The 18,159-nt window shown below is 56.2% G+C and carries 14 protein-coding genes and 1 riboswitch; of the genes, 7 read left to right on the top strand and 7 right to left on the bottom strand.

What is annotated here, in order from left to right:
- The first annotated feature begins 23 nt into the window (after positions 1-23).
- From ltaE to H9X81_RS03275, 3 genes are all read left to right on the top strand, one after another.
- Positions 24-1,049 (top strand): low-specificity L-threonine aldolase, encoded by a 1,026-nt coding sequence (ltaE, locus tag H9X81_RS03285; protein WP_204719782.1) that lies wholly within the window; start codon positions 24-26, stop codon positions 1,047-1,049.
- Positions 1,050-1,426: 377 nt separating this feature from the next.
- Positions 1,427-2,503: a hypothetical protein gene (locus H9X81_RS03280; RefSeq protein ID WP_204719780.1), complete on the top strand. Its 1,077-nt coding sequence runs from the start codon at positions 1,427-1,429 to the stop codon at positions 2,501-2,503.
- Positions 2,504-3,013: 510 nt separating this feature from the next.
- Positions 3,014-4,105, top strand: coding sequence for a hypothetical protein (locus H9X81_RS03275; protein ID WP_204719778.1), 1,092 nt, complete (start codon positions 3,014-3,016; stop codon positions 4,103-4,105).
- Positions 4,106-4,148: 43 nt separating this feature from the next.
- Here the strand turns inward: H9X81_RS03275 and H9X81_RS03270 are convergent, their stop codons facing one another.
- Positions 4,149-4,664: a hypothetical protein gene (locus H9X81_RS03270; RefSeq protein WP_204719776.1), complete on the bottom strand. Its 516-nt coding sequence runs from the start codon at positions 4,662-4,664 to the stop codon at positions 4,149-4,151.
- Positions 4,665-5,085: 421 nt separating this feature from the next.
- Here H9X81_RS03270 and H9X81_RS03265 point away from each other — a divergent pair, with 421 nt between their 5' ends.
- The gene (locus H9X81_RS03265; RefSeq protein WP_204719774.1) at positions 5,086-6,147 is read left to right on the top strand and encodes a hypothetical protein; all 1,062 of its coding nucleotides are present in this window, start codon (positions 5,086-5,088) and stop codon (positions 6,145-6,147) included.
- 714 nt (positions 6,148-6,861) lie between these two features.
- Here H9X81_RS03265 and H9X81_RS03260 read toward each other — a convergent pair.
- Positions 6,862-8,325 carry a C69 family dipeptidase gene (locus H9X81_RS03260; protein ID WP_204719772.1) on the bottom strand — a complete coding sequence of 488 codons (1,464 nt, stop codon included), beginning with the start codon at positions 8,323-8,325 and terminating at the stop codon, positions 6,862-6,864.
- Positions 8,326-8,520: 195 nt separating this feature from the next.
- Between H9X81_RS03260 and glgB the strand changes: the two genes are divergently transcribed.
- Positions 8,521-10,419, top strand: coding sequence for a 1,4-alpha-glucan branching protein GlgB (glgB, locus tag H9X81_RS03255; protein ID WP_204719770.1), 1,899 nt, complete (start codon positions 8,521-8,523; stop codon positions 10,417-10,419).
- Between the two features lie 59 nt (positions 10,420-10,478).
- Here the strand turns inward: glgB and H9X81_RS03250 are convergent, their stop codons facing one another.
- Entirely contained in the window at positions 10,479-11,771 is a 1,293-nt protein-coding gene (locus tag H9X81_RS03250; protein ID WP_204719768.1) for a cation:proton antiporter, read from the bottom strand.
- Between the two features lie 154 nt (positions 11,772-11,925).
- Here H9X81_RS03250 and H9X81_RS03245 point away from each other — a divergent pair, with 154 nt between their 5' ends.
- Both H9X81_RS03245 and H9X81_RS03240 read left to right on the top strand, forming a co-directional pair.
- Positions 11,926-12,831: a LysR family transcriptional regulator gene (locus H9X81_RS03245; protein WP_204719766.1), complete on the top strand. Its 906-nt coding sequence runs from the start codon at positions 11,926-11,928 to the stop codon at positions 12,829-12,831.
- A gap of 27 nt (positions 12,832-12,858) precedes the next feature.
- Positions 12,859-12,933, top strand: a riboswitch (Fluoride riboswitch).
- Positions 12,934-13,167: 234 nt separating this feature from the next.
- Entirely contained in the window at positions 13,168-14,193 is a 1,026-nt protein-coding gene (locus H9X81_RS03240) for a cation:proton antiporter (protein ID WP_430673027.1), read from the top strand.
- A gap of 75 nt (positions 14,194-14,268) precedes the next feature.
- Here H9X81_RS03240 and H9X81_RS03235 read toward each other — a convergent pair whose 3' ends face one another.
- The 4 genes from H9X81_RS03235 to H9X81_RS03220 form a co-directional block, all read right to left on the bottom strand.
- The gene (locus H9X81_RS03235) at positions 14,269-14,784 is read right to left on the bottom strand and encodes a cysteine hydrolase family protein (RefSeq protein ID WP_204719764.1); all 516 of its coding nucleotides are present in this window, start codon (positions 14,782-14,784) and stop codon (positions 14,269-14,271) included.
- 35 nt (positions 14,785-14,819) lie between these two features.
- On the bottom strand, positions 14,820-15,662 hold the full coding sequence (gene prmC / locus H9X81_RS03230) for a peptide chain release factor N(5)-glutamine methyltransferase (RefSeq protein ID WP_204719762.1): 843 nt from the start codon (positions 15,660-15,662) through the stop codon (positions 14,820-14,822).
- 1 nt (position 15,663) lies between these two features.
- Entirely contained in the window at positions 15,664-16,533 is an 870-nt protein-coding gene (locus H9X81_RS03225; protein ID WP_204719760.1) for a DUF1385 domain-containing protein, read from the bottom strand.
- A gap of 119 nt (positions 16,534-16,652) precedes the next feature.
- On the bottom strand, positions 16,653-18,158 hold the full coding sequence (locus H9X81_RS03220) for a sensor histidine kinase (RefSeq protein WP_207751017.1): 1,506 nt from the start codon (positions 18,156-18,158) through the stop codon (positions 16,653-16,655).
- Between the last annotated feature and the right edge of the window lies 1 nt (position 18,159).

Below are 18,159 nucleotides of genomic sequence, written 5' to 3'. Positions count from 1 at the left end.
TATCAAAGGAGAGTGTTTTTCCAATGCGTTATATTGATATCCGCAGTGATACGGTCACTCAGCCCACACAGAAGATGCGGGATGCCATGTATACTGCTGTGGTCGGCGACGATGTAAACCGTGATGACCCCACTATGCTGGAACTGGAAGAACTGGCTGCCAAGCTGGTCGGTAAGGAAGCTGCCATGTTTGTACCGTCGGGCACCATGGGCAATCAGGTTTCCATCATGACCCATACCCGCCGGGGTGATGAGGTCATCTGCGGCGAACTGAGCCATATCGTGATCCATGAAGTGGGTGCGCCGGCTGTGCTGTCCGGTGTGATGGTGCGTACCATCAAGACTGCCGATTATCTCCGTCCGGAACAGCTCCTGCCTGCGATCCGTCCCGATGATATCCACATGCCCCATACCGGTCTGGTGGAGATGGAAAACCCCACTGCAATGGGTCGGGTTGTTCCGCTGGATATGATGCGTCAGAATTATGAGCTGGCTCATCAGTATGGTCTGCCGGTGCATCTGGATGGCGCACGGCTCTTCAATGCCGCCACTGCCCTGGGCTGTGATGTTAAGGAGATCACCCAGTACTGCGACAGTGTGATGTTCTGCCTGTCCAAGGGTCTGTGCGCGCCGGTGGGTTCCATTGTAGCGGGCAGCAAGGAGTTCATCGACCGTGCCCGTAAGAACCGCAAGATGCTCGGCGGTGGTCTGCGGCAGGCTGGTTTCCTGGCTGCTGCCGGTATTGTGGCACTCACCGAGATGACCGGTCGTCTGCAGGAGGACCATGACAACGCCCGGTATATGGCAGAAGAGCTTGCCAAGATCCCGGGAATCCATGTGGATCTCTCCACTGTGGAGATCAGCATGGTATTCTTCACTGTGGATAAGGACGCTGACTGGATCGCCGCTCTGCCCGCCCGGATGCTGGAAAAGGGCATCAAGGCATCGGGCATTGAGGACGGACAGTTCCGCTTTGTCACCAACCATGATGTGACCCGGGAAGATGTGGATCATGTGATTGCCTGCATGAAGGAATTCATGGCTCTGTAACCGGATCAACCGATATTTTTATAAAAACTCCCCTGCCGGGACACTCAGGCAGGGGAGTTTTTTCATGCGGAGGGCGCCGGATAGGGTACGGGGGAATGGTAACAAAAGATTGTAACGAATTTGCAATAAAATAGGATACCCCTACCGGGAACAGGCAAAAATCAGACGGAAAATTAGCAAAAACGACTAAAATAGATAGAGATACGGGGTATATTTTATTATCAAATTTTAGTAAATTACAAAATTGTAACAAAATAAAGACAAAAACCGTTGACAAGTGGGCCCTGGCAGGCTATAATGAAAACCAGAGATCGGGAAGGTCAACTGGAGAGGGCCGACCCGGCTCGTATACAAACAATTTTAGGAGGAAATGCAAAATGAAGAAGACACTTGCTCTTGTTCTGGCTGCTCTGATGACAGCTGGCATGACAACCGTTGCTTTCGCTGATGCTACCAACGATAACAGCCTGGAAGTTACTCTGGTTGATGTTACCGACGGCAACTATCTGTACGTTGACGCTAACGACGATGGTCGTTTTGGTAGCGCTGATGATAAGTTCACCACCAACAATGGTACTGAGCATCTGAGCGGTGCTATCGCTATTGCCAAGCCCACCGCTGACAAAGTTCCCACTAGCGTTGATCTGTCTGTTGTAAAGGGTGGCAAGAAGGTTGCTATCCCGCTGCTGGATGAGCACGGAAACAAGATTACCGAGAAGGATGATGTTCGCCGCACTAAGGTTAAGGCCGAGTGGAAGGTTGGCGATCTGGAAGAGAAGCCTGAGATCGAGTTCGTTAAGATCGGCGATGAGTATGTTTACGCTGTAACCTTCACTCTGCCCGAGGCTGCTGAGACCAAGACTACTGATCTGGCTGGTTCCATCTCTGTATATGAGAGCAGCTCTCAGCTGAAGGATGACTACAATGATAAGGAACTGGTTACCCTGAACTTTGGTTCTGAGTATGGCTACAAGGTTGAGGAATTCGACAAGGTTACTGACTGGAACAAGGTTGAGGTTGTAGACTTCGATGGTATCGAAGATGTTGAGACCATGTCCTTTGGCGATGACTTCGAGTTCGAAGTTGATCTGGCTGGTCAGGGCAAGCTGAACCTGAAGTGGAACAGCGACTTCAACAAGGAATTCGCTGCTATGTATGATTATGCTAACATCGACTTCATCAACTTTGTTAAGGAGCCTTCCTTCAACAAGAACGGTGTTGCTTACATCTACGCTGACGAGGATGCTTATATCTACGAAGTAACTGCTGACGGCGCTAAGGAAATTTCTGGCCTGAAGTGGGACGAGGACTACGAGGCCTGGACCTTCAAGACCAGAACTCTGAAGAGCTACGCTATCTCTGATGTAGAGCTGACCGAGAAGACCGTTACTGAGGACGATTCTTCCAGCACCACTGAGGACGGCGGCAAGAAGAACCCCGACACTGGTAGATAAATCCTGACGGATTTATCCACGCGGGTTCAAGGTTTGACTTTCTGTCTGACCAAGTTACTGTGAGCGGAAGCTCATTTAATAAAGGCGAAGCTGTTTCTCCGGACAGCTTCGCCTTTTTATTTTGCGCCGGTCTGCTTTGCCAGAGCCGGCGTTTTTTCTTTTCCGTTAAATGGAACTGCATGAAACAAATGGAATTGAATTATATATGGTTCTGCGATGTCGATCGCTGTTACTATTTTGTAATTTATGAAGAAATTTCGTGGAGCTTTAAGGCTCAATTAAATTACAATTTGCCTTAACTGAACCTTAAATTACAGATAGTTTACTAAATTCTACCTTAAATGCCCCACAACTAATGGAAAACAGGGAAATTTATGTGCGATAAATGTTAACAAATTACGAAATGATTACAAATAAACAACAATTACCATTGCGTTTTTGGATTGTTTCGTGTATTATTTGGAGCGTAGGGAATCACCTATGAACTAATTTGAAGGAGGCAACTCAACTATGAAGAAGATCTTTGCAACCACCCTGGCTGCCGTTATGACAGTCAGCCTGACATCGGTAGCTTTTGCTGCTACTGAAGAAAAGGGCTTTGTCCTGGGCTATAAGGAAGGCACTACTCCTGGTACTGGTACCACCGTTTATGCCGATCAGGATGATGACGGCAACTACGATGAAACCACTCTGGAAGCCCTGGGCACCCTGGAGGCTGGCACTAAGATCTATGTTCCCATTCTGCTGTGGAATGATGACGATACCAGCGGTACTCCCGGTACCGTTGAAAGCGGTGAGCTGGTTCAGCCCACAAGCGATGACATCAAGGGCTACAAGGTCTATGCAGACTGGAAGGTCGGCGATGTAGATGATGACCCGGAGATCAAGTATGTGAAGTTCCAGAAGGAAGGCGGCACCTATGGCTACGGCTATGCTGCAGTAGTTTACATTCCTGAGACCACTTCTGCCAAGGACTTTGACCTGGCTGGTACTCTGGCTATTGCCAAGACCAGCTCCAAGGCCGATGATGCTATCGATCAGAACAAGTTCGACTTTGACATCACCTACGCTTCCAGCGCTAAGATCTATGAGGACTTCGATGGCACTGAGACTCTGGAGGACGGCGGCGGCATCGTAGAGTTTGCTGACGACTGCGGTGAGATCGACATCGAGTTCGGCGAGGAGGCACTGTTCACAGTCAATGCCAACGGTCAGGGCGACCTGAACCTGAAGTATGACACCGATTACAACAGCGACTTTGCCGCAATGTATGACTACGCCAACATCGACTTCCTGAACTTCCCTGGTGAGCCTTCCTTCAACCGCAACGGTACACTGTACATCTATGCGGATGAGGACACCTACCTGTACGAAGTAACTGCTGACGGCGCCAAGGAGCTGGATGCAGTTTGGGACGAGGACTACGAGGCCTGGAAGCTGACCACCCGTACCCTGACCAGCTATGCTGTATCGGATGTAGAGCTGGATGTCAAGACCTCCACCGACGAGGATACTGACACCGATGAGGATACCAGCACCGATACCGGTTCTGATTCCAGCACCGATACCAGCGAGAAGCCGAACCCCGATACTGGTCGGTAAATCGCAGACGATTTACCGACGCGGCGAATTTGAAGCTGACGCTTCAAATGTCGTGGCAAGGTAAATCAGAGATAACTTGGCAGCACAGCGGGTTTTGCTTCGCAAAACATCGTGGCGACTCCTGACACAGCGAATTTGAAGCTGAGGCTTCAAATGTCGTGGCAAGGTAAATCAGAGATAACTTGGCAGCACAGCCGCGCAGGAGTCCGATCCTTCTGAAGCGGCTGCGGCTGCGGGAAAGCGGCACAGTGGATTCTGAAGAAGTGCACAGAACACCGCTGACGCCGCCATGGGAAAGACGGATATGATGAATCCGACCGGTCCAGAGGTTTGATTGCTGCTGCCGGGTGGCAGTGATCCAGCTTTCCCGTAAGATCCAGCCCAGACCGACAGTGTCGGAGATGGGCAGATCAACCCGGATAGAAAACCGATTGCAGTCAAGGTTTTCCCCCTCACTGGCGGCACTCCAACCGCCGGCTCGCATCGTCGAAACAGAGTGAGCATCTCTTCTTACAAACAGATTTGTTTTTCTTCCATCCAAGCAAAAAGGCAGGGCCATTACGGGCTCTGCCTTTTTCTATGGGTGGAATTCTGGTTTTGGATGGATCGCCGGACAGTTCCTGGCAGTCCCAAGAACTTTCTGGAAGCAATTTCTAAGAAAATACAAAATTATGTATTTTATACCAATTTTGGATACTGTAACTATTTTGTCATATTTCCCAAATTCACCCAAGTGGAACATTTGTACAAATCGATGTATTTGTTTGATTTTAAGTTCAAAATGGCCCAGAATTCACATAAATCTGTTATATTTGTAACGATCTATTCACTGATATGGAATTTTTTGTGCGACAAATGTTAATAAATTACGAAAGAATTACAAACAAGCAACAATTACCATTGCCTTTTTCGACAGCTTCCTGTATGATTTGGGGCGTAGGGAGAACAAACCTATGAAACACTCAAAGGAGGCAAAAAACATGAACAAGATTTTTGCAACTGTACTGGCAGCTGTTATGACTGTCAGCCTGACATCGGTGGCTTTCGCCGATACCACCAAGGATATGGGCTTTGTCCTGGGTTACAAGACTGACGCAACAGGTAATGGAGCAACTGTTTACGCAGATCAGGACGATGACGGCAAGTATGATGACGATACTCTGGCTGGTCTGAAGAACCTGGAAGCTGGTTCCAAGATCTACATTCCGATCCTGAAGTGGGACGACAAGAACTCCAACTCCACTGTTGAGAGCGGGGAGCTGACTCAGCCCACCAGCAGCGACATCAAGGGCTACAAGGCCTATGCCAACTGGAAGGTCGGCAGCCTGGATGAAAACCCTGAGATCAAGTATGTAAAGTTCAAGGGCGTTGACGGCAATTACGGCTATGGTTACGCTGTGGTTGTAACCCTGCCCGAGACCGAGTCTTCCAAGGTATTCGACCTGGCTGGTACTCTGAGCGTTGCCAAGACCAGCTCCAAGGCCAATGATGCCATCAAGCAGAACAAGTTCGCGTTCGACACCAGCTATGCTTCCACCACCACCATGCTGGACAAGTATGACGGCGGTGATCTGGGCAAGGGCGGCGCCATTGTAAAGTTTGCTGAGGACTGCGGCGAGATCGACATCGAGTTCGGCGAAGAGGCACTGTTCACTGTCAATGCAAGCGGCCAGGGCAAGCTGAACCTGAAGTACAACACTGACTTCAACGCTGAGTTTGCTGCTATGTACAAGGATGCCAACATTGACTTCCTGAACTTCACTGGTGAGCCTTCCTTCAACCGCAACGGTACTCTGTACATCTACGCCAAGGAGGACAGCTACCTGTACGAGGTAACTGCTGACGGCGCTAAGGAACTGGATGCCAAGTGGGACGAGGACTACGAGGCTTGGAAGCTGACCACCCGTACCCTGACCAGCTATGCTGTATCCGACACCAAGCTGGACACCAAGACCACCACTGAGGACAAGGAAGAGGGCAGCTCTTCCACCGGTTCCAGCAGCACCGACAGCGGCAAGGAGAACCCCGACACCGGTCGGTAAGTCTTTGACTTACCGACACAGCGAATTTGGCTTTGCCAAATATCGCCTTTGGGTTCAAGGTCTGAGCTGACGCTTCAGATGTCGTGGCAAGGCAAAACAGAGAGAACCTGGCGGCGAGTTTTGTTTCGCGCGATGTTGTGGTGTAAAAGATGGCCTCTGGTCCCGGCGGGCTTCACACAGATGTGATCCACCGCCCCGGGACTGAGCCTGGAACTGTGTTCCGAACATCGCCGGGCCATCTCAGGTTCCCGGTTTCCCTTGAAGGGTTGGAACGGTGTTCCGATCCTCGCCGGGATTGTCAAAAAAACCTTCGGGTTCCGGCTGTGGGGCGGACAGTGCCCGCTCCCGCAGGACTGACAGATGGGCTGTGTCCATCTGCCAAAGCCGGGAAACCAGCCTTTCTTTCCGGTGGAAAACCGGAGGCGGTCGCGCCGCAAACAGCGCAGGAATCCCGATTTCGGGCAGCAGGGGGTTCCGGTGATTCTCTCCCAATCTCTGCCCGAATGGGGATTTCCCGCCCCAAGGGGAATCCTGGCGGCTGTTCTGCCGCAGGCTCACACCGTCGACACAGGTGAGCATATCTTCTTATAAACAGTTTTGTTTTCTTCCATCCAAGCAAAAAGGCAGGGCCATTACGGGCTCTGCCTTTTTTACAGCATAAAAAAGAACCCCTGTCCCAGGGGACAGAGGTCCTTTGAGTCAACGGATTCAGAATCAGAGCTTGCTTCTCCAGAAGTCCATGTTGGCGGCATTCTTCATGTCTACCAGCTCCAGAGCGGTCTGCTCTGCCCACTCCCAGGCCTTCTGTGCCTGAGCAGCGGTGTAGTCGGTGAGCAGCTGACGGGCATACTCCGGAGAGGTCTCAGCCAGCTTGCGGTAAGCCTCGTCGATCAGCGGCTTGGCAGCAGTCATGGCAGCTTCCATCTTCTCGATGTCGCCATGAACCTTCTCCTCGCAGAACTGATAGTCGAACTCCATGATGTTCTCCAGCATGTGGAAGGCCCAGTAAGCCCGGCTGCTGTCATAGCGGAACTCGGCGGGGTCAACGGCAAAGTGAGAAGCCAGTGCGGTCTTGGCGCCGAAGTTCTCATAGCCCTTGGGCAGCTTGGTGATGCCTACATACCAGGGCAGATAGGGAGCGATGCAGGGACGCGGGAAAGCACGCCATACGCAGGTCAGCTCAGGAATATCGGCAAAGTCGATCACCATGCTCTCCACAGTGGTATCACGGCAGATGCCATAGCGGTGGGGGCTCATCTTGGGATCGGTCTTGAGGTCCTCCTCATGACCATCGTAGTGGGAGCGCAGGATCTTCTTGAGGTCCTCCACGCCATACTTGCGGGGTGCCTTGATGGAGAAGGTGCGGTGCGGAACCGGTTCTGTGCCGGTGATCTGGCGCCAGGCCAGGTCGGAACGCCACATATTGGAGGGGATTACAGCATTGCCTTCCTGATAGGTCAGGGCAAAGTCGAAGTCGGAGTAATCGCCTTCCTTGGCGGGCTTGTACCAGCCGTTTTCCAGAGCGTCGGACAGCAGGGTCTTGGAGAAGTAGAAATTCTTGTGCTCGGTATCGTTGAAGTCCACATTCCGGATGGTCAGCCAGTTGGGGATATACTGGATTTCATCATCACCCACACGCTGTGCCACAAAGTTGTGACCGATTACAACCTGGAAAATCCAGCCCTCGTCCTTATCGCAGATGGCATAGGAACGGGTGGAGTAGTAGCCGTACTTTTCCACCAGGGCAGCGGCGATCTCCACGCCTTCCCGGGCGGAGTGGGCACGCTCAGCGATCAGACGGCGCAGGGCATAACCCATACCGCCGGTAACACCCTCGGGGTGCTTGGAATCCACACAGCCGTTGGAAACCACCGATACGCCGTATTCATTGATAAAGGCATCGGCAAAGGCCTCACCATTCAGGCTGCGGAACTCGGACCAGTAATAAGCGCAGGTTTCAGGAACCTGGTCGATAACGGCGGTGCCGTCTGCAAAGCGGACTGTTTCACCCTCAGCATGCTGCATGCGGGGTACCAGATGGGACTGTACCATACAGCCGGGGTCGTCCTCATTGTGGCCTACCAGCACCCGACCGGTTGTGGTAGCGTTCTTGCCCACAATGATGGTGCTGCAGTCCGTACGGGGATATTTTTCTGTATCTGCCATGAAACGGATCATGTTCAGAACTCCTTTCTGCTCGATGAATAGTCATTATTATTACTATACCATTTTTGTGCAGTCAAATCAACGCATTTCGGTAAAAACCACGAAGAACTGCCGCAATATCCCGGTCAAAATTCCCGGAGGAAACGCTCTCCATATTGAAAAACAGCCAAAATACTGATAATATTATAGGTACAAGGGGGGATCTGTATGGCAAGAATCTCAAAACAGGACGCAGCCTTTCTGGAGCGGTTCCACAATGGAACAGAGCCCAGAGCCCATACCTATTTCGGTGCGCATCTGACCCGCAAACGCACCGGAGAAGAAGGGGTTACCTTCCGGGTCTGGGCACCCAATGCCACTGGCGTATCGGTGGTCGGGGACTTCAATGGCTGGGACCCCAAGGCTGCCCGGATGCGCCGGGTGGACGATCAGGGTGTCTGGGAGTGCTTTATTTCCGGTCTGCCGGCAGGCACGGCCTATAAATATTGTATGATCGCTGCCAATGGGAACACATTGCTCAAGATGGACCCCTATGGAGTGCGTACCACACCGCAGCCCCAGAATGATTCGATGGTGGCTGGGGCGGACTGCTATGCCTGGGGTGATGACAGCTGGATGACCGAGCGGAAGAGCTTTGGTCACGGGCGGCCCATCAATATCTATCAGGTGCATGCGGGGTCCTGGCGCCGCCATGAGGACGGACGGCTCTGCACCTATGCGGAACTGGCTGATACCCTGCCGGATTATGTCCATGAAATGGGCTACAACTATCTGGAACTGACCCCGCTGATGGAATACAGCTTTGACGGGGCCTGGGGTTACCGCACCACCAATTATTTCTCGCCCACCTTCCGGTACGGCGATCCTGACGGACTCCGGAAGCTGGTGGACCGGTGCCATCAGCTGGGCATCGGCGTGCTCATGGACTGGAATATTGCCCACTTCCCCAAGGACAGCTATGGCCTGATCGATCTGGACGGCGGCAGCTGTTATGAATACAGCGACCCCATGAAGCGGGAGCACAGCCAGTGGGATACCCGTGTCTTTGACTACGGACGGCAGGAGGTACGGGAGTTCCTGATCTCCAATGCCCTCTACTGGCTGGAGGAGTACCACATGGACGGCCTGCGGCTCAACAATGTCTCCTCGATGCTCTATCTGGACTATGGCAAGGAGTCCTGGGAATGGACCCCCAATATCCAGGGCGGACGGGAGAACCTCGAAGCCATTGACTTCCTCAAGCGTCTCAATGAAACAGTCCAGGCGGAGGTGCCGGGCGCGCTGATGATCGGCGAGGAGTTTTCCGGCTTTGAGAACATGACCCTGCCGGTGCTGCATGGCGGTCTGGGCTTTACCCATATGTGGAATGTGCGCTGGACCGAGGCGATGATGAACTACTTCTCGCTGGCGCCGGAATACCGTGCCTACAATCTGGACCGTCTGGTGTTCAGTGCCACCACTGCCTTTGAGGAGGACTATATCCTGCCCCTCTCCTATAAGGAGTTTGTCTACGGCAAGCGCAGCCTGCTGGAGAAGTTCCCCGGCCTGGAGGCCGAGAAGATGGCGGGTGTCCGCAGTTTCTTCGGCTTTATGATGGCCTTCCCGGGCAAGAAGATGAGCTTCATGGGCAGCGAGTTCGGTCAGGTGGGCCAGTGGGATTACCACAGCCAGCTGGAATGGGATCTGCTCGAGAATGAGGGGCACCGTCAGATGCAGACCTGCATCCGGGAGCTCAATCATATCTATGCCAGGAACTGTCCCCTCTGGCAGGACGAGTCCAACAAGGGCAGCTTTTACTGGATCGACCCGGGCCGTACCGACCCGGATGTAGTGGCCTTCTCCCGGATCGATGAGGAAGGGGACGAGCTGCTGGTGGTGTGCAACTTCTCGGATACCGCCTGCGATTACAAGCTGGGCCTGCCCGAGGAAAAGACCTACACTGTGATCTTTGACTCCAACCTGACCCGGTACGGCGGCACCCAGACCGAGGAGAACCGGCGGATTCTGCCGGTGCCCCGGGAGTATGGCAGCTTTGACCAGTATGCCGAACTGGAACTGGCTCCGTACAGTGTGCTGTACCTGCGGTACGATGTCCAGCCCGACTGATAGAACCATAAAAAGCCCTCTGCCGGCTGGCAGGGGGCTTTTCTGCGTCCTGGGGAAGGTTATGAGTTGGGCGCCAGTTCCGGTACGGCGGCGGTGCGGTGTTCCGGCTTGGGCGCCGGGGTATAGGAGTGGGAGAGATAGAGCGCCAGCTTGGCACACCCCGGCCCGATGAGCTCATAGAACACACTGGACGCCATGATGATGGTGTAGAGGTCGCTGCCGATGCCGCCTCCCAGGGTGCGGGCGCAGAGGGCAGCCAGTCCGATGGACACACCGGCCTGGGGGATCAGCGCCAGCCCCAGACAGCGGCAGACCGGCTGAGAGAGCCCGGCCGTGCGGCAGCCCAGCCAGGCTCCGGCATACTTCCCGATGATGCGGGCAAAGAAGTAGAGAATACCGATGGTGAGCAGTGACCCGGAGCCGTCCGGGCTGGCGGAGAAGAGGGCGCCGAGGTCAAAGCAGAGCCCCGACCGCACGAAGAAGAGCAGCAGAATGGGCGGAGAGAAGCTCGCCAGCTGGGCAAAGAGCAGGTCGTCGCCGGTGAGGTTGATATACACCATGCCCATGGACATGCACCCCAGCAGCGGGGAAACTTCCAGCATATCGCAGAGCCCGCAGAAGGCAAAGAGAACGCCCAGAGCCAGGATCAGACGGTTGTCAGTGGTGCGGGTGGCGGGGAGCAGCCATTTGAGCAGCAGTCCGCATACGCCGCCCAGTATCAGCATGCCCAGAGTGGTGCCGATGGGCACCAGCAGGTCGCCCACCGGGTCCGAGGAGCGCCCGGTGAGGCTGTGCAGGGCAAAGGCAATGGCAGCGCTGTACGCCAGCAGGCTCACCACATCGTCCAGAGCCACCACCTGCAGCAGGGTGTCCACCAGTTCCCCCTGAGCACCGGTCTGACGGATGGTCATCATGGTGGAGGCCGGGGCGGTGGCGCTGGCGAGGGCAGCCAGCACCACGCAGAATGGCAGGCTCAGCCCCAGCAGGAACCGGGTGACCCCGAATACCACCAGCGAAGCGGCACAGGCTTCGGCGATGGTGACCCAGACCACCTTCCAGCCGTTTTTGCGCAGGGTTTCGAGCTTGAAGAACTCCCCGGCGCTGAAGGCGATGAAGCAGAGAGCCAGGTCCGCCAGGAAGTCGGTCTTTTCGATCATGGGCTGGGGGATCAGGTTCAGGCAGCAGGGCCCGATGAGAATGCCGGCGGTGAGGTAGGCAGTGACGCTGGGCAGACGCAGCCGTTTGGTGATGCGGGTCATGCCGAAGGCGCAGAAGAACATGATGGCAAGGGGTATGATAATCAGGGCGGCGGGCGAGAGGTCCGCCAGTCTGAGATACAGGGAATCGAGCATGGGAAACTTCCTCCTTCTGAAAAAAGATGGGATGCTTTTGCAGAGCCGGATTGGAAAAACATCTGCTTTATGATATACTGGGACTTGGATAAAAGCAAATTATAGTTTTATTGGATATGATAAAAATAATTTATGATAAAGGAGGGACAGTTCCATGCTTGATCCCAAGCTGGATACGCTGCTGCTGGTGGCGGAGAAGAGGAATTTCACCCGGGCAGCTCAGGCGCTCTCGCTGACCCAGCCGGCGGTGAGCCATCACATCAGCCAGCTGGAACAGGAGCTGGGGGTGCGGCTGTTTGTGCGGGGAAACGGCGATCTGATGCTGACTCCCGAGGGGGAGACCGTGCTGCGGTATGTGCGCCGGATGAAGGCGCTGGAGAAGAAGATGGCGGAGGAACTGCAGGAGGCGGGACGGCGGCTGACCCGGCTGCGCATCGGCATCACCCACACGGCGGAGAGCAGCATTGTGGCAGAGGTACTGGCCCGTTACACCAATGAAAACCCCGGTATCTCCATAACGATTGTTACGGACAACATAAATAATCTTTATGATATGCTGGAAAACTTCGAGCTGGATCTGGCGGTGGTGGAGGGTCGTTCCACCCGTCCGGAGCTGAGTGCCCTGATGCTGGACACCGATTATCTGGTGTGCGTGCTGGCAAATACCCATCCGCTCTCCCACAGTTCCATGATCACCCTGGACGAGATCCGGCAGGAAAAACTGATCCTGCGCCTGCCCAATTCCGAGACCCGGGTGCGGTTCGAATCGGCGCTGGCTGCCATCGGGGAGTCCATTGCCGACTTCCAGGTGATCCTGGAGGTGGACAATGTGGCGACCATCAAGGATCTGATCCGCAAGAACCTGGGCATCTCCATCCTGGCCCGGAGCGCCTGTATGGACGAACTGCGCAAGGGCAAGCTCACGGCCCTGCCCATCGAGAATCTGAGCATGACCCGGGAGACCAACCTGGTCTATCACCGGGATTTTGCCCACAAGGAGACGCTTCAGGATATTCTGGCGCTGTACAAAAAACAGCTGCGGGAATATGGCCGGGCTTGACAGAGCCGGGAGGGTCTGGTATAGTAGTACGGTATCGGGAATGAAGTTCTCCCGCGGGAAACCGGAACCGCCGTATGACTGGCTGATGACTTCTGTGATTCGTAAGGTCGCAGGAGGCATCAGCCTTTTTTGCGTCCAAAACCCCTGAAGGAGGAAATTTGTTATGCTCACTTCCCTTGCGCTGATTTTCCTGGCGGGACTCGCCATGGCAACCCTGTGCAGCCTGCTGCGCCTGCCACGGATCATCGGCATGCTCTTCACCGGAATCCTGCTCGGCCCCTATGTCCTGGAGCTGCTGGACCCGTCATCCTCGCCATCAGCGCCGACCTGCGGCAGATGGCACTCATCATCATTCTCATCAAGGCGGGGCTTTCGCTGGATCTCGGCGACCTGCGCCGGGTGGGACGCCCGGCGGTGCTCATGTCCTTCCTGCCCGCCAGCTTTGAGATCCTGGCCTATATCCTGTTTGCTCCCATGCTGCTGGGCATCACCCGGCTGGAAGCCGCCGTCATGGGCGCCGTGCTGGGGGCTGTGTCCCCGGCAGTGGTGGTGCCCCGGATGGTCCGCCTGATGGAGGAGGGACGGGGTACCCGGGAAGGCGTTCCCCAGCTCATTCTCGCCGGAGCCTCCTGCGATGATGTCTTTGTCATCGTCCTCTTTTCCGCCTTTACCGGCATGGCCCAGGGCGGTAGTGTCAATCTGGCGGAGTTCGTGGGCATTCCGGTATCCATCTGTACCGGAATCCTGCTGGGTCTGGCTGTGGGCTGGCTTCTCTGCCGGTTCTTCGACCTGGCCTGGAACCGGGGACTGCCGGTGCGGGGCAGCATGAAGGTGCTGATCGTGCTGGGCATCTCCTTCCTGCTGGTGGCTGCCGAGGGCTGGCTGGAGGGGATTCTGCCCCTGTCCGGTCTGCTGGCGGTGATGGCAATGGCCTGCGCCCTGCGGTTGTGGGGCGTGTCCAGCGTCACCGACCGGCTCTCGGAGAAATTCGGCAAGCTGTGGATCGCTGCCGAAGTGCTGCTCTTCGTGCTGGTGGGCGCGGCAGTGGATATCCGCTACACCCTCCAGGCCGGAGCCGCCGCCGTGGTGATGATCCTGCTGGCCCTCTGTGTCCGGGCGGTGGGCGTTCTGCTGGCTCTGGCCGGCACCCGTCTGGACTGGAAGGAGCGGCTCTTCTGCGTCATTGCCTATCTGCCCAAGGCCACGGTACAGGCCGCCATCGGTTCGGTGCCGCTGGCAATGGGTCTGCCCTGCGGAGCTCTGGTGCTCTCGGTGGCAGTGCTGGCGATTCTCATCACAGCGCCGCTGGGAGCCATCGGCATCGACAGTACCTGCCGCCGTCTGCTGCGTCCCGCAGACTGATCTCCCCATTTTCCCCCAATAAAAAACCGGAGCTCTCCGCACAGGAAAGCTCCGGTTTTTGGTTTATATAAGGGGTTACAGGATCTCCACCTGCAGCGCCTTCATGGCATTGAGGGCGTTTTCATGGGCTTCGGGGGTCACACCGGCACAGCAGCTGGCCCGGACTGTCATGGGCACTTCCGGGCAGTAGGCCTTGAGCAGCGCCACATTGGCAAGCACACAGATGTCGGTGCAGAGGCCGATGACCTCGATGGCATCGGGATTGAGCGAGCGGACATACTCAGCCAGCTCCAGGCTGCCGAAGCTGCCCTTTTCAAAGATGGAGCTGCCCACCGAGAGATCCTGGAGCTCTGCCGGGAACTGCCAGCCGTCGCTGCCCCGCAGGCAGTGCATTACCGGGAGGTTTCTGCCCTCCTGGGTCTTGAGGTAGTCGATGCTGTGGGTATCCTTGGTGAAGATCACCTGCCAGCGGTCACCCATGGCCTCGACAATGCGCTCCTTGACAGCCGGGACAATGGCCTGAGCTTCCGCTGTGCCCAGCGAGCCATCGATAAAGTCCTTCTGCATATCCACAACGATAAGAAGATTCATAGGGATTCCTCCTGTTTTATAAAATTGCCAAAGTTTCAGAGCGGGCGGCGTCCGCCGGCACACCGGGGAACACCTGCCAGATCGGTCTGACAGAACACCTCCGCAAACCCCCGCTGACGCAGCAGTTCCGGGACGCTTTCGCCCTGGTCATAGCCGATCTCGAAGATGAGCCAGCCGCCGGGGCGGAGATGATCATAGCAGCTCCGGGTGAGCTGCCGGTAGAACCGCAGTCCGTCCTCGCCGCCGTAGAGCGCCAGTTCCGGTTCGTGCCGTACCTGGGGAGAGAGGGTCTGCATATCCGCCCCGGTGATATAGGGCGGGTTGGATACAATGAGGTCGCAGACACCGTCGGGCAGGCGGGTGAGCACATCGGTCTGCACCGCCTCCACCTGACCGGGGGCCAGGGCGGCGATGTTCCGGCGCAGGTAGGAAAGCGCCTCATCCGAGAACTCTGCCGCCAGGATACGGGCATCGGGGCGGCAGCTGGCAAGGGCCAGGGCAATGGCGCCGCTGCCGCTGCACAGATCCCAGATCACCGGGCCAGAGGAGGGGGTGAGCCGTTCCAGACAGGCATCCACCACCGTTTCGGTGTCCGCCCGGGGGATCAGCACACCGGGCCCCACTGCCAGGGTCAGGCCGTAGAACTCCCATTCCCCCAGCAGGTACTGGAGGGGTTCGCCGCCCCGGAGCCGGGCCAGGGCGTCCTCTGATCGGGACTGCCAGTCCTCGGGGCAGGGGTCGGCGGCATGGGCAATGAGCCAGGCCTGTTCCTGCCCCGAAAGCCACCGCAGCAGCTGGGCAGCGTCAAAACGGGGGCTTTCCGCCCCCAGTTCTGTGAGTTTCTGTTCCAGACTGCGCTGGAACGCATGGATCGTCATCTCAGTTCCCCCACTGGTCGCTGCCGTCACTGGGGATACAGGGCAGCATCGAGGCAATGGCTACTTCGATGTGTTCGGTATCCGGTTCGGCAGTGGTGAGCCGCTGCAGCCACAGGCCGGGAGCGGAGATCAGCCGGGTAAGGGGATTGGAATAGCGTCCGGCATAGCGGATGATCTCAAAGGAGATGCCCACTGTCACCGGCAGCAGGACGAGCTTGAGCAGCACCCGGATCACCAGGCTGTTCCAGGTGACAAAGGAGAACACCAGCACCGACACCACCAGGACGATCAGCAGGAAGCTGGTGCCGCACCGGGGGTGGAACCGGGTGTACTTCTTCACATTTTCGGGGGTGAGCTCCTCGCCGGCCTCATAGCAGGCGATGGTCTTGTGTTCGGCGCCATGGTACTGGAACATCCGGTGCATATCCTTGCTGCGGCTGACCACGGCAAGATAGAGCACAAAGAGGGTGATCTTCAGTACGCCCTCCAGAATGGTGCGGGACCAGTCGGGAATGAGATCTCCCAGCAGTCCCACCAGGAAGGCGGGCAGCACCATGAAGAGCAGCACGGCAGCCACCACGCCGATGAGCATGGCAAGGTAGGTGAGGGCATCCGATGCCTTTTTGCCGAATTTGTCGATGAGTTTCTTTTCAAAGGCGGAGGGTTCCTCCTCATAGCCGGCGAGGTCTGCCGAACGCATCAGGCAGCGATAGCCTACCCGCAGCGATTCCACAAAGCTCACACAGCCCCGGACAATGGGAACCGAATGATACCACTTCTTGCCGCCGGAGAAGGTCTCCCAGGTCTCGGTGGTGATGGATTTGTCGGGACGGCGCACTGCCATGGCGGACTGGTGCGGTCCCCGCATCATAATGCCTTCGATGAGTGCCTGACCGCCGATGGAAGTCTGTTTGCAGGCGCAGGCGTTCTGATTCTTTTCTATTTGGGATTCCTCCTTTATGGGCCAAAACCCCCGGTGCTTTCCGGGGGTCAGTTGTCCTCGATGTCGCTGAGATCCAGCTTGTTCAGGTGTACGGCTGCGTCGCTGGGCGGAGCAGCCTTTTCGGCAGTGGCTTCGGCAATCTGGGTGGAGTCGTCGCCCCGCTCCATAATGGGCAGGGTGATGGTGACAGTGGTGCCTTCGCCCTCCACCGAGCTCACATCCAGCCGTCCGCCGTGCATCTGGATGATCTCATCCGCCACAGCCAGGCCAATGCCCGAACCACGCCGGGTGAGATTGGCCTTGTAGAATTTGGTCTTGATCTTGGGAAGGTCGGCAGCGCTGATGCCGCAGCCGGTGTCCTCCACCTCGATGATGATATTGTTTCCCTCTACCCGGGCCGATACCGTGGTGGTGTCGCCGGGATCGGAGTATTTGAGGGCGTTGTCAATGACATTGATGAACACCTGGCGCAGCTTGCCCCGGTCACCGAATACCGGCACAAACAGGTCGGGCTCGTCATAGATGAGGAGCATTCCCTCCCGCTTGGCACGCTCGGTATACATGATGACTGCTTCGCTGAGTTCCGCCAGCACATCCATCTTGCTCTTGACCAGCTTCATGCGTCCGGACTGCATCCGGGAGAAGTCCAGCAGCTCCTCCACCATGTCCGAGAGGCGTTCGGTCTCCCGCATGATGACCCCCATGCCGGTTTCCAGGGTGGCATGGTCGATATTCTCGTCCATGAGCATGGTTTCGCCCCAGCCTCGGATGGCGGTGAGGGGGGTGCGCAGTTCATGGGATACCGAGGAGATGAAGTCGTTCTTGAGCTTTTCCGAGTTGGCAAGTTCCTCCGCCATGTAGTTGATCACATCGCTGAGCTCGCCGATTTCATCGTCATTTTTCTTTTCCAGCCGGGCCTTGAAGTCGCCCTGGGCGATGCGCCGGGCGGTTTCAGCGATCTCACTCACCGGATTGACGATGGAGTTGATGAAATAGGAGCTGGAGAAGATAACAAACAGAATGATTGCCAGACACACCGAACCGATGATGGCGGTGAGCAGCAGAATCTGATTGTCCACCTGTTCCAGCGAGACCACATACCGGGTGGCAGCCAGATTTTCACTGGCAGAACCGGCAGCCACCGAAACAGCCATGATATTTTCCCCGCCGATGCGGCCCTGATAGACATCAATGCCGTCCGGAGAGGACATGGCGCCTTCAAAATCGGGCATGGGCAGATCCTCTTCGGGCAGGAAACCGGAGGAGGTCATCATCACCTTGCCGCTGCTGTCAATGGCCATGAGTTCCATGGTCTCCCGGTACTCGAAGGTTTCCACAATGTTCTGCAGTTCCTGGGAGAAGTTCACCGAACTGTCCTGGGCATAGGTCTGCAGCAGGGTGGAGATCACCGAGGAGCGGGAGATGATGATCTGCTGGACGCTGCTGTAATAGAAGCTGCGTACGCCAAAGGAAAAGGCGATCATGACGCCGAGCAGGATCACAAAGATGACGCCGAGGCCGTTGACCAGCCAGCGCCGGGTGATTTTTTTCATG

This window comes from Hydrogenoanaerobacterium saccharovorans, from assembly GCF_016901815.1.
Lineage (GTDB): Bacteria > Bacillota > Clostridia > Oscillospirales > Ruminococcaceae > Avimicrobium > Avimicrobium caecorum.
Note: the sequence above shows the minus strand (reverse complement) of the source record. Positions and strands in the feature narration are given on the sequence as shown.